Origin of the sequence: Thalassobius vesicularis (genome assembly GCF_004799325.1) — a bacterium.
In the GTDB taxonomy this organism is placed as follows: Bacteria; Pseudomonadota; Alphaproteobacteria; order Rhodobacterales; family Rhodobacteraceae; genus Thalassobius; species Thalassobius vesicularis.
Genome location: NZ_SSMD01000003.1, coordinates 191,002 through 205,080 on the forward strand (window position 1 = coordinate 191,002; position 14,079 = coordinate 205,080).

The 14,079-nt window shown below is 62.7% G+C and carries 13 protein-coding genes and 4 tRNA genes; 10 read left to right on the forward strand and 7 right to left on the reverse strand.

Annotation, left to right across the window (positions count from 1 at the left end):
- The first annotated feature begins 5 nt into the window (after positions 1 to 5).
- A tRNA-Val gene (locus E7681_RS07390) sits at positions 6 to 80 on the forward strand.
- Between the two features lie 165 nt (positions 81 to 245).
- Complete coding sequence (locus E7681_RS07395; protein ID WP_136338635.1) at positions 246 to 1,991, forward strand: sugar phosphorylase; 1,746 nt, start codon at positions 246 to 248, stop codon at positions 1,989 to 1,991.
- Here the strand turns inward: E7681_RS07395 and E7681_RS07400 are convergent, their stop codons facing one another.
- Complete coding sequence (locus E7681_RS07400; protein WP_136338636.1) at positions 1,992 to 3,212, reverse strand: glycosyltransferase family protein; 1,221 nt, start codon at positions 3,210 to 3,212, stop codon at positions 1,992 to 1,994.
- A gap of 5 nt (positions 3,213 to 3,217) precedes the next feature.
- Positions 3,218 to 3,994, reverse strand: coding sequence for an HAD-IIB family hydrolase (locus tag E7681_RS07405; protein WP_342777053.1), 777 nt, complete (start codon positions 3,992 to 3,994; stop codon positions 3,218 to 3,220).
- Positions 3,995 to 4,061: 67 nt separating this feature from the next.
- Here E7681_RS07405 and E7681_RS07410 point away from each other — a divergent pair.
- From E7681_RS07410 to E7681_RS07425, 4 genes are all read left to right on the forward strand, one after another.
- A tRNA-Val gene (locus tag E7681_RS07410) sits at positions 4,062 to 4,137 on the forward strand.
- A gap of 358 nt (positions 4,138 to 4,495) precedes the next feature.
- Positions 4,496 to 4,572: transfer RNA gene (locus tag E7681_RS07415), tRNA-Asp, on the forward strand.
- 35 nt (positions 4,573 to 4,607) lie between these two features.
- A tRNA-Asp gene (locus E7681_RS07420) sits at positions 4,608 to 4,684 on the forward strand.
- 29 nt (positions 4,685 to 4,713) lie between these two features.
- Complete coding sequence (locus E7681_RS07425) at positions 4,714 to 4,935, forward strand: RND transporter (protein ID WP_136338638.1); 222 nt, start codon at positions 4,714 to 4,716, stop codon at positions 4,933 to 4,935.
- A gap of 61 nt (positions 4,936 to 4,996) precedes the next feature.
- On the opposite strand, the gene E7681_RS07430 is transcribed toward E7681_RS07425, so the two are convergent.
- Positions 4,997 to 5,737 carry a hypothetical protein gene (locus E7681_RS07430; RefSeq protein WP_136338639.1) on the reverse strand — a complete coding sequence of 247 codons (741 nt, stop codon included), beginning with the start codon at positions 5,735 to 5,737 and terminating at the stop codon, positions 4,997 to 4,999.
- Positions 5,738 to 5,819: 82 nt separating this feature from the next.
- Between E7681_RS07430 and E7681_RS07435 the strand changes: the two genes are divergently transcribed.
- On the forward strand, positions 5,820 to 6,689 hold the full coding sequence (locus E7681_RS07435; protein ID WP_136338640.1) for a glycosyltransferase family 2 protein: 870 nt from the start codon (positions 5,820 to 5,822) through the stop codon (positions 6,687 to 6,689).
- Here E7681_RS07435 and E7681_RS07440 read toward each other — a convergent pair.
- Together E7681_RS07440 and E7681_RS07445 are read right to left on the reverse strand one after the other, a co-directional pair.
- On the reverse strand, positions 6,686 to 7,552 hold the full coding sequence (locus E7681_RS07440; RefSeq protein WP_136338641.1) for an alpha/beta fold hydrolase: 867 nt from the start codon (positions 7,550 to 7,552) through the stop codon (positions 6,686 to 6,688). The genes E7681_RS07435 and E7681_RS07440 overlap by 4 nt on opposite strands.
- Before the next feature lie 65 nt (positions 7,553 to 7,617).
- Positions 7,618 to 8,991: a M20/M25/M40 family metallo-hydrolase gene (locus tag E7681_RS07445; RefSeq protein ID WP_136338642.1), complete on the reverse strand. Its 1,374-nt coding sequence runs from the start codon at positions 8,989 to 8,991 to the stop codon at positions 7,618 to 7,620.
- 142 nt (positions 8,992 to 9,133) lie between these two features.
- On the opposite strand from E7681_RS07445, the gene hemA reads away from it, so the two are divergent.
- From hemA to ispG, 3 genes are all read left to right on the forward strand, one after another.
- Positions 9,134 to 10,363 (forward strand): 5-aminolevulinate synthase, encoded by a 1,230-nt coding sequence (gene hemA, locus E7681_RS07450; RefSeq protein ID WP_136338643.1) that lies wholly within the window; start codon positions 9,134 to 9,136, stop codon positions 10,361 to 10,363.
- Between the two features lie 110 nt (positions 10,364 to 10,473).
- Positions 10,474 to 11,634: a helix-turn-helix domain-containing protein gene (locus E7681_RS07455; protein WP_136338644.1), complete on the forward strand. Its 1,161-nt coding sequence runs from the start codon at positions 10,474 to 10,476 to the stop codon at positions 11,632 to 11,634.
- 69 nt (positions 11,635 to 11,703) lie between these two features.
- Positions 11,704 to 12,837, forward strand: coding sequence for a flavodoxin-dependent (E)-4-hydroxy-3-methylbut-2-enyl-diphosphate synthase (gene ispG, locus E7681_RS07460; RefSeq protein WP_136338645.1), 1,134 nt, complete (start codon positions 11,704 to 11,706; stop codon positions 12,835 to 12,837).
- On the opposite strand, the gene E7681_RS07465 is transcribed toward ispG, so the two are convergent.
- Entirely contained in the window at positions 12,834 to 13,340 is a 507-nt protein-coding gene (locus E7681_RS07465; RefSeq protein WP_136338646.1) for a hypothetical protein, read from the reverse strand. The two genes, ispG and E7681_RS07465, sit on opposite strands and share 4 nt — an antisense overlap.
- Positions 13,330 to 14,079, reverse strand: a complete 750-nt coding sequence (locus tag E7681_RS07470) for a DsbA family protein (RefSeq protein ID WP_136338647.1) — start codon at positions 14,077 to 14,079, stop codon at positions 13,330 to 13,332. Before E7681_RS07470 ends, E7681_RS07465 begins: the two co-directional genes overlap by 11 nt.

Consider the following 14,079-nt stretch of genomic DNA (forward strand, 5'->3'; position numbering starts at 1 on the left):
CTACCGGGTGATTAGCTCAGTGGTAGAGCGCTTCGTTCACATCGAAGATGTCAGGAGTTCGAATCTCTTATCACCCACCATTATTCCCGAAAACGCGCCCCACGTGAGGCGCGTTTTTCTTTTGCGCGGTTTGCCCGGTCCTTGGGCAGTCATGACGGGTTTTCGGACATTTGGCGCCGGATCGGGCCCTGCGGGTTGCCTCGTTGCCCCTGAGGCGGGCAAAACAGGGGAAAAGACGTTGATCCATGGCCGCACAGAACCAGTCCTTCAGCCTGAAACTCGCCGCTCTGCTAGAGCAGATCTATCCCGACCTCGATTGCACGATCCTGTCCAGCCAGGTGATCGAGGCATTCTGGCCCGACGGCGCCCATCGCCGTAAACGCGGCCGTGTGCCGGGCAACAACCAATGGTCCGAGCGCGACTCGCTGTTGATCACCTATGGCAATTCAATCGTGGACGGGCAGCATAAGCCGCTGGATCTGCTGCATGATTTCCTTGGACGGCATCTGAAGGGCGTGATCGACGGGGTGCATATCCTGCCGTTCTTTCCCTACACCTCGGACGATGGTTTCGCGGTGACGGATTATCGCGCGGTGAACCCGGTGCTGGGCGACTGGGCCGACATTTCCCGCATCGGGGCCGAGTTCAAGCTGATGTCGGATTTGGTGCTGAACCACGTTTCGAGCCAGTCGATGTGGTTCAACGCCTACCTGCAGGGGCACCAGCCGTTTGACCGCTTCTTTTTCGAGGCCGAGCCGACCGACGACCTGTCCAGCACCGTCCGCCCGCGCACCCATCCCTTGCTGCGCGAGGTCGAAACCGCCAACGGCACGCGTCATGTCTGGTGCACGTTCAGCCACGATCAGGTCGATCTGGATTTCCGTAACCCACAGGTTTTGCTGGAATTTTTTCGGGTCATGCGCCTGCATATCGACAAGGGCGTGCGGATCATCCGGCTGGATGCGGTGGCGTTTCTGTGGAAACAGATCGGCACGACCTCGATCCACCTGCCGCAGACCCATGCGATAGTGCGGCTGATGCGTCTGCTGGCTGATTACGCGGTAGAACCGGTGATCCTGCTGACCGAAACCAACGTGCCCAAGGCCGAGAACCTGTCCTATTTCGGCAACCGGAACGAGGCGCACGCGGTCTACAACTTCTCTCTGCCGCCCCTGGTGCTGCACGCAATGCTGTCTGGCACCGCCGAGGTGCTAAATCGTTGGCAAGGCGCGATGCCACCCGCGCAAATGGGCTGCGCTTACCTGAACTTCACCGCCAGCCATGACGGCATCGGCATGCGCCCCGCCGAGGGGCTGCTGAGCAGTGACGCCATCGCTCAGGTCATCCAGTCGGTGCGCGATTTCGGCGGGCGCGTTTCGATGCGGGCGCTGCCGGGCGGAGGCGAGGCACCGTATGAGCTGAACATCACCTGGTACGAGGCGATGAAGGGCACGTTCGCCGGCCCCGACGGCTGGCAATTCGACCGATTCATGGCCAGCCAGACGCTGGTTATGGCGCTGGAAGGGATACCCGCGATCTATATTCACGCGCTTCTGGGCACGAAGAACGACTTGGAAGGCATTGAAAAGTCAGGGCATAATCGCGCGATTAACCGGCATCGCTGGGATTATAGCGTGTTGAACACTGCGCTGGCCGACCCCGAAAGTGATCAGGCCCGCGTGATGACCGAACTTCTGCGGCGCATGACCATCCGGCGTAAACAGCCCGCGTTCCACCCCAATGCCACGCAATTCACCCTGCACGGAGACGCGCGGATTTTCGGCATCTGGCGGCAAAGTCTGGAGCGTGACCAGTCGATTTTCGCGCTGCACAACGTCAGCGCGGATATGCTGACGATCTCGCCTCAAACGATCAACCTGATCGACGGAGAGGACTGGATCGACCTGCTCAGCGGCCAGCGGATCGACCCCGCCAGCCCTGAAATCAGTTTCGCCCCCTATCAATGCCGCTGGATCAGCAATCGGGCGTGATCAGCTGATCTCGGCATAGTCCAGCTCGGCCGCGGCCTTGCGGTCGCGCATCAGGTCCGGATCGGCCGCGTGAACGCGTGCCCAGGTCGGAATGAAGGGAGTCTCGGCGGGGTTTTCCAGGTAGATGCGGCCAGCCAAGGTGATGTTCTCGGCGAACATCTCGACGCTGCGTTCTTCTTGGTGGCGGTCGACGGTCAGTCCGTTCATGCGGGCGTCGTGATAGAAATCCTCCAGCAAATCCAATGCGGTACGGTAGTAGGTGGCTTTCAGCGTGCGAAAGGTTTCCTCGGTGAAAACGGTGCCATCGGTGGCCAGCTTGCGGAAAATCGACTTGCAGATGTCGATCGACATGCGGCTGAGGCCGGTCGATTTGTCCTCGGGCGAGAGATCCTGATGCTTGTGGTCATAATTGTCCGCGATTTCCACCTGACAGACCGATTTGCGCGCCAGATTGCGCCAAGCTTCGGACAGCAGGCCGATTTCCAGCCCCCAGTCCGATGGCATCCGCAAATCCGGCAGGATCGAGGTGCGCATGGCGAATTCGCCGGACAGCGGATAGCGGAACGAGCGTAGGAAATCGATGTAATCGCGGTCCCCAATCACCTTTTTCAGCGCGATCAGGATCGGCGAGACCAGCATCCGGCTGACGCGGCCGTTGATTTTGCCGTCGCCGATGCGCGGGTAAAAGCCCTTGGAGACCTGGTAGGGGAAGTTCGGATTGGCCACCGGATAGACCAGTCGGGCCAGCATGTCCTTCTCGTAAGTCACGATGTCACAATCATGAATCGCCACGACGGCGCTGTCCTGACAGGCCATCAGGTAGCCAAGGCAGGACCAGACATTCTTGCCCTTGCCCGGCTCGCACGGGCCCAGGCCGAGGCCGGCCAGGCGGGCGTCGATGGCTTGCATGCGGGGGCTGTCGTTCCAGATGACGATGTGCTGCTGCGGCAGGCGTGAAAAGAACTGCTTGGCAGAGCGGAACTGCTCTTCATTGGCGCGGTCCAGGCCGATGATGATGCGGTGCAGATAGGGCACCTGCGCCAGCTCGTGCAGGATGTTGGGCAGGGCGTCGCCCTCTAATTCCGAGAACAGAGAGGGCAGGATCAAGGAAATTTTTCGTGACGTAGCAAAGGATTGCAGGTCGCGGCTCAGGCTGGCGGAGTCGTTGGTGCGCAGGTTGTGTAGGGTCGTGATGTTGCCGTTCTGATGAAAATCCGCCACTGGGATCAGTCTCCTTCTTGGGAATGGGTCAGGGTTGGGACGATTTTCTGGATCATCTCGTTCCAACCAGCGGGGCCGGTCAGGGTGCTGCGCATCAGACGGGCGTTTTGGGGGGCGGTCAGGCCGCTGAGGGGGGCGGCGTCGGGATTGCGGATCAGCACCGGGATGTCCGCCGCCAGCAACATCTCAAGGTCATTGGGCGCATCGCCGAGCGCGATCACCTTTGGATTTCCGTAGCGATTACATATGCTTGCCAAATGATCCGCCTTGGTTTTCCCACGGCTCAGGGTCAGGAAGCGGCCGCCTTGACGGGCGCTGATGTCGTGGTCGGCGAGGTGCGCGAGGAATGTTTCGCGTTGCTGGTTGGTGCCAGTCCACAGTCCGGGTTCCGAGAAGCAGCGCTGCCGGGCCAGGCGGGCGTTGGCGAGGGGGAGACCGGTGATTTGGGCGACTTCTACATCAGAAATGTCTCCGAACCCGTTGAAATACTGGCGTAATTCAACTGGAGACTGGTCAAGCGTCGCGCGGATGTAGGCGTAGTCCTCGGACTGAATCGTGTCGGCGGATTCGTGGGGTTGCAGCACGCCGGCGCCGTTTTCGACGATCGCGGGACAGGCCACCAATCCGAGTTCGGCGCGCAAGGGGGCAAGCTCGGCCGCGGTTTTGGAGCTGGCCAGAACGACAGGAATATCAAGTGATTTCAGCAGGTTCAGCGCCGGAATTGCGGCAGAATAGTCATAGCTGTGATGATCCAGAAGGGTGCCATCCAGGTCGGTGAACACAATTGCGGCGGGGGCGTACGTCAATGGGCTTGCACCCCGCGCGGGCTTTGGGTAACAGGAGCGCCACGGGTGATTAGCTCAGTTGGTAGAGCGCTTCGTTTACACCGAAGATGTCGGGAGTTCGAGTCTCTCATCACCCACCATTTTCCTATGATTACAAACACTTGTGGTCTGGTTCCCGCTATGGTTCCGCTAATACGGTAACGTGCCGGTCTGGTGACAGACAGGCTTGCCCCCCTTATTCGTGCATGTTTTTTCGCCGCTTTGTGGGGAATGCCTAATTTTCGGTCAAACAGGCGGGCGCGCAAACCGACACAGGCGCAACGCATGTCCCGCGATTGTAAGATTTTCCCCGGTTTTCGTACGAGTCGTTTGGGGGCCAAAACCACCCAAAACCGCGTGATGAATTATTTGCGAAAATTCGGGTCAGAGGCGCTTGACGCCCGCCACCGCTGCGCATAAACACCCCCTCACGCTCAGGACGTTTTGAGCGGGCAGCGAGCGGTTGTAGCTCAGTTGGTTAGAGTACCGGCCTGTCACGCCGGGGGTCGCGGGTTCGAGCCCCGTCAACCGCGCCACCGCTGTCCGATCAAAAGTCCGATGCTGAAAATGCGCGGTTGTAGCTCAGTTGGTTAGAGTACCGGCCTGTCACGCCGGGGGTCGCGGGTTCGAGCCCCGTCAACCGCGCCACTTTTCCCCCCCCTCGTAAGGAAAGCAAGATGCATCGCCTGGACGCCATTTCCTGGACCACGGTGATCTTGGTGTGCGCGACGCTAGGTATGGCGCCGTTCGTGCCCGAGCCGCATGTCTGGGAAAAGCTGAAGATGCTGGTGACGGGGACGCTGGTCAAACCGATCGACATCTTTGATCTGCTGTTTCACGGGCTGCCGTGGCTGCTGGCCGCGCTGAAAGGCGTGCGGGAGCTGAGCCGGAAGGGCTGAGGGGGCGCTGCCCCCGTCGTGCGGGGCGCGACTCCCCCGGGATATTTTCAAAAAGAAGAAGTCAGTAGGTGTAGCCGAGCGAGGATTCGAGCGGCAGGTCCAGATGTGCGCGCAGGTAGGCAAGGGCCTCGGGCGGGAGTTGGCCGGGATGCGGCGGGCGCGGGGCGGCGGCATTGAAGCGGGTGCCGAGGCGCTTGACGACGGGGCGCAGCGGGGTGTCGGGCGTCGGCAGGTGCAGGGTGTTACGCAGGGTGGCCAGAAAGGCGGCGGGGTCGGCCAGCACGGTTTCATGGCGGGCGATGAGCAGGGCGCAGCCTCGGTTCAGCAGGCTGAGGTGGCTGTGCAGTTTCCCGGTGCGCAGGGCGCAAAGATTGGCGTAGGGCAGGCCGGTCAGGGGATCGCGGTCTTGTTGCAGTGGCTGGCCCACCATCAGTGGCCCGGCATTGGCGAAGTATTTCGGGTGGTCCACGATAGTGTCCCACGGTGCCTGCAGGAAATCCATGAAGGGCAGCGCCTGCATGTCGGGCGGCGTGTGCCAGGGCTTGGCGAACATCGACAGCGCCCAATCGGCGGCGTTGCGTAGCGAGACCACCACCAGCATGTCGCGTGGGATCGCCAGGGTCTGGATATGGCCGTGTTTCCATCCCAGCGCCTCGCTTGGGGTCAGGGGGGTGTTACGGCCCAGCAGACGCTTGAGGTAGTTGGTGCCGCTGCTGCGTTCGCCCAGCACCTGGAACCGCGTCGGCGGCTGTGCGCCGGGGCGGATCATAAGGCCGGATTTGGCGAAGGTGTCAGGCAGCATCGGGTAACGGTCCAGAAATCGATTCTCTTGTACCTACAAAATGGTTAGGGTTCCCGAAAGGCAGTAGAGCAGAAGGCGCCTCATGCAGTCCACCGTTGCGGTCGTCACCATGGTGCGGGACGACCTGTTTTTCCTGAAGATCTGGCTGGCCCATTACGGCGCGCAGTTCGGGCGCGAAAACCTGTACATCATCAACCACGGACGCGGAGAGGACGTGGCCAGGCTGGCCGAGGGCTGCAACATCATCGGCATTCCGGGCGAGGCGCAGAAGAACTTTGACATGAAGCGGTGGCGGCTGCTGAACAACCTGGTGAACGGGCTGCGCGGCTATTACACCCACGTCATCGTCGGCGATATCGACGAGCTGGTGGTGATCGACCCCGCCGATGGGCGCAGCCTGCTGGAGTTTTTGCAGCAGGCCCGCAAGGGGCGCGTGCTGACGCCGATGGGGCTGGAGGTGATCCACCGGATCGACCAGGAGGATGCGCCGATCGAAGGCGCCGTTCTGGGCCCGCGCAGGCATGTGCGTCTGGCGCCGCATTACTCGAAACCCTGCATCGTGTCGGTGGGCACCAAGATCGCGCGCGGAGGCCATTTTACCCAGTTCGATCAGCTGTTTACGCCGGATTGCCTGTACCTGCTGCACCTGAAATTCTGCGATTTCGAGGAATATGTCTCGGCGATGAACCGGCGCAATGCGGTGACCGAAGGGATGAGCGTGCAAGAGGCCGCGATCGGCAGGCACTGGTTCGCCGAGGCGCGCGGCGAGGATCGCGCCCTGTTCGACGGATTCGCCGCGTTGGAGATGGTCGAGGGCTTCGACATGCGCCCCTATCGCAAGAAAATGCAGCGCAGCTTTGGCCCGCGCGGCGAGACCGGGTTCTATGCCTTTGACCGGCCCGACTATCAGCTGCAGTTCGTGCTGCCAGAGCGGTTTAACGGCACCGTCTAAAGCTTTGTCAGAAAACGCAAAACTGCGTTTGCGGTCTGCTGTGGCGCGGTGTCGGGAAAGAAATGCCCCCCCGGAACGCCCGCCGCCTGCATCTTCGCACAGCGCCAGCGCCATGTGCCGGGCACGTCATAGGCCCGCGCCATCGCCCCGTCCGCGCCATAGAGGATCAGCGCAGGCGCCTCGATCACCCGCTCCAGATCGGCGTCGTCCAGCGCGAAATCCACCTCCAGCGCGGCACGGTAATCGTTGCACATGCCGCGGATCGTATCGGGGTCACGCCAGGCTGCGCGGTACTGCGCCAGCAGGTCGGGATCGAAATCCGCAAGCTTGGCGGCACCCCAGCCCAGCAAGCAGCTTTCGAAATAGTAATCCGGGTCCGCAGCGATCAAACGCTCGGGGAATGGCGCAGGCTGAGCCAGGAAAAACCAGTGATAATAAGCCTTTGCGACCTGTTGTGAAAGTTGGTCCAGCAACAAATGCGTCGGCACGATGTCCATCAGCGTCACCGACTGCACCGCATTCGGATGATCCAACGCCATCCGATGCACCGTCCGCGCGCCCCGATCATGGCCGACCGCGTGAAACCGCGCAAACCCCAACGTCGCCATCAACGCCACCTGGTCCGCCGCCATCGCGCGGAACGAACAGTCCGCCACCGCCTCAGGCTTCGAGGACGCCCCATAGCCGCGCAAATCCGCGCAAACCACGGTGAACCGCTCTGCCAGAACCGGCGCGATATGCGTCCACATCGCGCGCGTCTGCGGAAACCCGTGCAGCAACAGAACCGGCGGCCCCTCGCCACCGACCGAATAGGCGATCCGCGCCCCGTTCACCTCGGCAATCCCGTCCTGAAATCCCTGCACGCGGCCCTCCCTTCTTCTTTTTCCAAATATCCCGGGGGTCTGGGGGCAGCGCCCCCAGCCTTTCCTTATCGCGTCAACGCCTCCAGGATGCGTGCCCAGGACCGGATTCCATGATGGAAACTCGACAGATCGTACTTTTCATTCGGCGAATGGATCTGGTCGTCATCTTTCCCGAATCCGATCAGCATCGCGTCGGTGCCCAGGATGTCCTTGAAATACCCCGCAATCGGGATTGACCCACCACAGCCCACATAGGCCGCCGCGTTGGGCCATTCGTCGGACAGCGCCAGCCGGGCCTTGTCGAACATCGGGTTGTCGATGGACATTTGCGACGCCGGAGAGCCCTTGTCGGCGCGGTATTCGATGGTGAACCCTTCGGGCAGGCGCGATTCCACGTACGAGCGGAACGCGGTGCGGATCTTGTCGGGGTCCTGCTGGCCCACCAGACGGAACGAGACCTTGGCGCTGGCCTGGCTGGGCAGCACGGTCTTGAAGCCCGCGCCGGTATAGCCGCCCCAGATGCCGTTGACGTCGCAGGTGGGGCGCGACCAGATCATCTCCAGCGGGGTGCGGTCTTGCTCGCCTGCCGGCGCTTTCAGCCCCACGTCACCCAGGAAGGACGCGTGGTCGAAGTTCAGCGATTGCCATTGGGCGCGCACTTCGTCGGGCAGTTCGGGCACGTCGTCGTAGAAACCGGGCAGGGTGATCGCACCGGTCTCGTCGTGCAGGTCGGCCAGGATGCGGGTCAGCACGCGGATCGGGTTCATCGCGATGCCGCCATACATGCCCGAGTGCAGGTCACGATCGGGGCCGGTGATGGTGAAATCCTCGCCCAACAGTCCGCGCAGCATGGTGACGATGGCGGGGGTGCTGTCGCCGAACAGGCCCGTGTCGCAGATCAGGGCGATGTCGGATTTCAGCTCGGCGGCGTTGTCTTTCATGAACGGGATCAGCGAGGGAGAGCCCGATTCCTCCTCTCCTTCGAAGAAGAAGGTGATTTTGCAGGGCAGGGTGCCGTGCACCTCTTTCCACGCGCGGCAGGCTTCGACGAAGGTCATCAACTGGCCCTTGTCATCGGACGATCCACGCCCGCGGATGACCTTTTTGCCGTTCTCATCCTCGATTGCGGGGTCGAAGGGATCGCGGTCCCACAGGTTCAGCGGGTCCACCGGCTGCACGTCGTAATGGCCGTAGAACAGGATGTGGGGGCCGTCGCCTTCGACATGGCCGACGACCATCGGATGGCCCGGTGTCTGGCGTTTTTCTGCTGCAACGCCAATGCTTTGCAGGTCCGAGACCAGCCAGTCGGCGGCGGTCTGGCAATCGCCCTTATAGGCGGGGTCGGTCGAGATCGAGGGGATGCGCAGCAGTTCCAGCAGGCGGTCCAGCGCCTGGGGCAGATCGGCGTCGATGCGGGACAGGACGGGGTCCAGGGTCATGGTCGCTCCTTTTGTTCACCGCGCGCAGCGTAGCACCGGGCGCGAGACTGTCCAGAGGCGCAACTTGACGGAAATCAAGGAATCACATGGACGCGATCCCTAGAGGTAACCTCAGCGAACAGAAGACCAAAGGATACCCACTATGGATTACTCGGCCCAACTGGACACCGCCCTCAACCGTCTGCACGAGGAAGGCCGCTATCGGACCTTCATCGACATCGAGCGTGAGAACGGCAACTTCCCGCATGCAATGTGGCGCAAGCCCGACGGGTCCGAGCAGCCGATCACCGTCTGGTGCGGCAACGACTATCTGGGCATGGGGCAGCACCCCGTGGTTCTGGCCGCGATGCACGAGGCGCTGGATGCCACCGGCGCGGGCTCGGGCGGGACGCGCAACATCAGCGGCACCACGGTCTATCACAAGCGGCTGGAGGCCGAGCTGGCCGACCTGCATGGCAAGGAAGCCGCGCTTCTGTTCACCAGCGCCTATATTGCCAACGACGCGACGCTGAGCACGCTGCCGAAACTGTTCCCGGGCCTGATTATCTATTCGGATGAACTGAACCACGCCTCGATGATCGAAGGGGTGCGCCGCAATGGTGGGGCCAAGCGTGTGTTCCGTCACAATGATGTGGCGCATCTGCGCGAGCTGCTGGCGGCCGACGATCCCGCAGCGCCCAAGCTGATCGCGTTTGAATCGGTCTACTCGATGGATGGCGATTTCGGCCCGATCGAAGCGATCTGCGATCTGGCGGATGAATTCAACGCCCTGACCTATATCGACGAAGTGCACGCCGTTGGCATGTACGGCCCCCGCGGCGCGGGCGTGGCCGAGCGTGACCGCCTGATGCACCGCATCGACATCATCAACGCCACCCTGGCCAAGGCTTACGGCGTGATGGGCGGTTATATCGCGGCTTCGGCCAAGATGTGCGACGCGGTGCGGTCCTACGCGCCGGGCTTCATCTTTACCACCTCTCTGGCGCCGGTTCTGGCGGCAGGGGCGGCGGCCTCGGTTGCGTTCCTGAAAACCTCCGAAGGGCAGAAGCTGCGCGACAAGCATCAGGAGCAGGCCAAGAAGCTGAAGCTGCGCCTGAAAGGGCTGGGCCTGCCGATCATCGACCACGGCAGCCACATCGTTCCGGTCATCGTGGGCGACCCGGTGCACACCAAGAAACTGTCGGACATGCTGCTGGATGGCTACGGCGTCTACGTGCAGCCGATCAACTTCCCCACCGTTCCGCGCGGCACCGAGCGTTTGCGCTTTACCCCGTCGCCGGTGCATGGGGCGTCCGAGATGGATCACCTGATCCGCGCGCTGGACGGGCTGTGGTCGCGGTGTGAGCTAAATCGTGCCGAAATGTCTGCCTGAGACCCAACCCGCTGCATTTGCCCTTGAGTTGTGGTAGCTTGCAGGAAAGAAAGGTCGCGTCTCGAATCGAGCTGGTTCGGTAAGCGAATAGCTTTAAGGGCAGGATGGGGATGATCAGGCGCAGGACACCGCGTATCGTTGAAGATCCGCAGGCAGAGCCGAAAGGCTTTGATGCATTCGAACTGCGCTTGGGTGATGCCATGCGCGGCGAGCGGGCCACCATGGGGAAATCCCTGCTGGATGTGCAGCGAGAGCTGCGCATCAAGGCCTCTTACATCGCCGCCATCGAGAACGCCGATCCGACTGCTTTTGACACCCCCGGTTTCATCGCTGGCTACGTGCGGTCCTACGCGCGTTACCTGGGGATGGACCCGGATCAGGCCTTTGCCGATTTCTGCCGCGAAAGCGGGTTCGCCACGGCGCACGGCATGTCTGCCGAGGCGTCCTCGATCCGCAAGAAGGATGTCGTCGCAGCGCCGGTGAAGGCGCGCGATCCCTTCATGGGGTCCAACACGCCGTTTGCCCCCGCCCGCGAAGGGTTCTTGTCGCGCATCGAACCGGGTGCCATCGGCTCGGCCATGGTGCTGATGCTGCTGATCGGCTCGATCGGGTTCGGCGGCTATACGGTTCTGAACGAAGTGCAGCGCGTGCGCTTGGCGCCGGTGGAAAACACCCCCGACGTGCTGGCCGATCTGGACCCGCTGGCAAATCGTGTGCAAGGCGGCCAACAGGTGGCCGGTGCCGGTCTGCAAACCCCGCAGGCCGAGGCGCTGGATCGTCTGTACCGCCCGCAGGCGCTGGATGTGCCGGTAATGGTGGCGCGTGACGCCCCGATTTCGACGCTGGACCCCGACGAGGTCGGCAGCTTCCAGAGCGTGGCCCCGGTGCAGGTCGCCGATGCGGCCAGCCCGCGCGAGCCGTCCTCGGTGCCGCAGGTGGTGGAACAGGCTGCGCCCGAATTGCAGATGGTCGCGGTGCGTCCGGCCTGGGTGCGCGTGCGCTCGGCCGATGGCAGCGTGATTTTCGAGGGCATCATGGAGGCGGGCGACCGCTGGACCGTGCCTCAGACCGAAGACCCCGCCACCCTGCGTGTCGGCGAGTCGAGCGCGATCTATTTCGCGGTGAACGGCCAGCACTACGGCCCGGCGGGCACGCGTGGCACCGTCACCAGCAACCTGTCGCTGACCGCCGAGAACCTGACCGCCACCTACACGCTGGCCGATCTGACAAGTCATCAGGATTTGGCGCGCACCGTGGCGCAGGCAGACTGACAGCGCCATTGAAGCGCCCCGCCGGGGGCGCTATCTAGCCCACAGAACCGACAACACAGGACGGGACGCATGTCGCTGAACCATGTTCGCCCGTGGCGCAATATCTATCGCCGCGAAAGCCGGAAAATCCATGTGGGCCCCGTGGCCGTTGGGGGGGATGCGCCGATCTCGGTGCAGACGATGACCAACACGCTGACCACGGATGTGAAGGGCACGCTGGACCAGGTGATCCGCTCGGCCGAGGCTGGGGCGGATATCGTGCGCGTCTCGGTGCCCGATCAGGAAAGCGCGCGCGCGCTGAAGGAAATCGTGCGTGAAAGCCCGGTGCCGATCGTGGCGGACATCCATTTCCACTATAAGCGCGGGATCGAGGCCGCCGAGGCGGGCGCGGCCTGTCTGCGGATCAATCCGGGCAATATCGGCTCGCCCGCGCGGGTGAAGGAAGTGATTCAGGCGGCGCGGGATCATAACTGTTCGATCCGGATCGGGGTGAACGCGGGCTCTTTGGAAAAGCACCTGCTGGAGAAATACGGCGAACCGTGCCCCGACGCGATGGTCGAGTCGGGGATGGAGCATATCCGCATTCTGCAGGACAACGACTTTCACGAGTTCAAGATTTCGGTAAAGGCCTCGGACGTGTTCATGGCCGCGGCTGCCTATCAGCAACTGGCGGAACGCACCGATGCCCCCATCCATCTGGGGATCACCGAGGCGGGTGGGCTGATGTCGGGGACGATCAAATCCTCGATCGGGCTGGGGAACCTGCTGTGGATGGGCATCGGCGACACGATCCGCGTCAGCCTGTCGGCGGACCCGGTCGAAGAGGTGAAGGTCGGCTACGAGATCCTGAAATCGCTGGGCCTGCGCCATCGGGGCGTCAACATCATCAGCTGCCCCAGCTGCGCACGGCAGGGGTTTGACGTGATCAAGACCGTCGAGGCGCTGGAAAAACGGCTGGAGCATATCAAGACGCCCATGAGCCTGAGCATCATCGGCTGCGTCGTGAACGGCCCCGGCGAGGCGCTGATGACCGATGTGGGCTTCACCGGCGGCGGGGCGGGCAGCGGCATGGTCTATCTGGCGGGCAAGGCCAGCCACAAGATGTCCAACGACAAGATGATCGACCATATCGTCGAAGAAGTGGAAAAACGCGCGGCCGCCATCGAGGATGGCAAGGTCGACGTGATGGACGAGAACGTCTAACGGCGCTTGGCCAGGTATTTTTCCAGCACGGCGGCGGGGACGTCGCCGCGCACTACCATATCCGTGAAAACATAGCTGGGCGCAGTGTTCAGCCCCAGCGCGCGGGCGGCATCGCTGTCCAGCGGCAGGGTATAGAGCGCCAGCTGCCCCGCCTTGGCCGCGTCAGTCAGCTGCGCCTGCATTTCGGTGCAGGCGTCGCAGTCGGGGGCGGTGATCAGGGCGAGTTTCGGCGCGTTGTCCGGACCGGCGACAGGATAAGCGAAAATCTGCGGGGCCAGATCGGCCAGCAGGGTGCGGTCGGCCTCGATCTCGTCGGCATAGCCGGTGGCGTTGGGCGGTAGCATATCGGCCCCGAAGGCGGGGGCGACCAGCGCGGGCTGATCCAGCAGCAGCGCGCGGATTTCGCGGCCCAAAGCGGCGCGCTCGTCCGCGGTGAACAGCGGCTGCGCAAGGGTCGGGGCGGCGACCAGCGCCGCCACGACCGCGATGGCCTTAGTCCGCACGGGCGGCGGCGACCAGTTCTTGCATGTTGGCCAGCGGCACGTAGCCCTTCAGCAGGGTGTTATCCAGAACGAAGGTCGGGGTGCCGCTGATCTGCAGCACCTGCGCCAGGTTGTGGTTGTCGCTGAGGATCTTGTCGATCTCGGGGGCCGACATCTTGGCCAGGATGGCGTCGCCGTCCAGATCCAGCTTGTCGGCCATGCGGACCAGCGATTTCTCGGCGATGTTGCCCTTGAAGGTCATCAGCGCGTCGTGGACCTTGTGATAGGCCTCGTCGCCGGCGACCATGCGGGTGGCGATGGCAAAGCGAGAGGCCATCAACGACTGTTCACCCAGGATCGGGAATTCCTTGACGATGAAGCGGATGTTGCCGTCGGCCTCGAGCAGCTGGTTCACCTCGTCAAAGGCTTTCTTGCAGTAGCCGCAGCGGTAATCCATGAACTCGACCAGAACGATGTCGCCATCCGGGTTGCCGCCCACCCACGAGTTGGGGTCTTCGAAGATCTGCTTGGCATAGGCCTGCACCATCTGCTGTTCGGCCTTGGCCTGAATTTCAGCCTGACGGGATTCGAAGATCTGGTAGGCCTCGAGGATCACCTCGGGGTTGTCCAGCAGGTAGGCGCGCACCTCGGCCCGGAAAGCGGTTCGTTCCTCGTCCGACATGTTGGTGATGTCGAAGGCCTGCGCGGGCGCGGCAAAAGCGGCGGCGATCAGGGCGACAGAGGCGAGAAGACGTTTCAT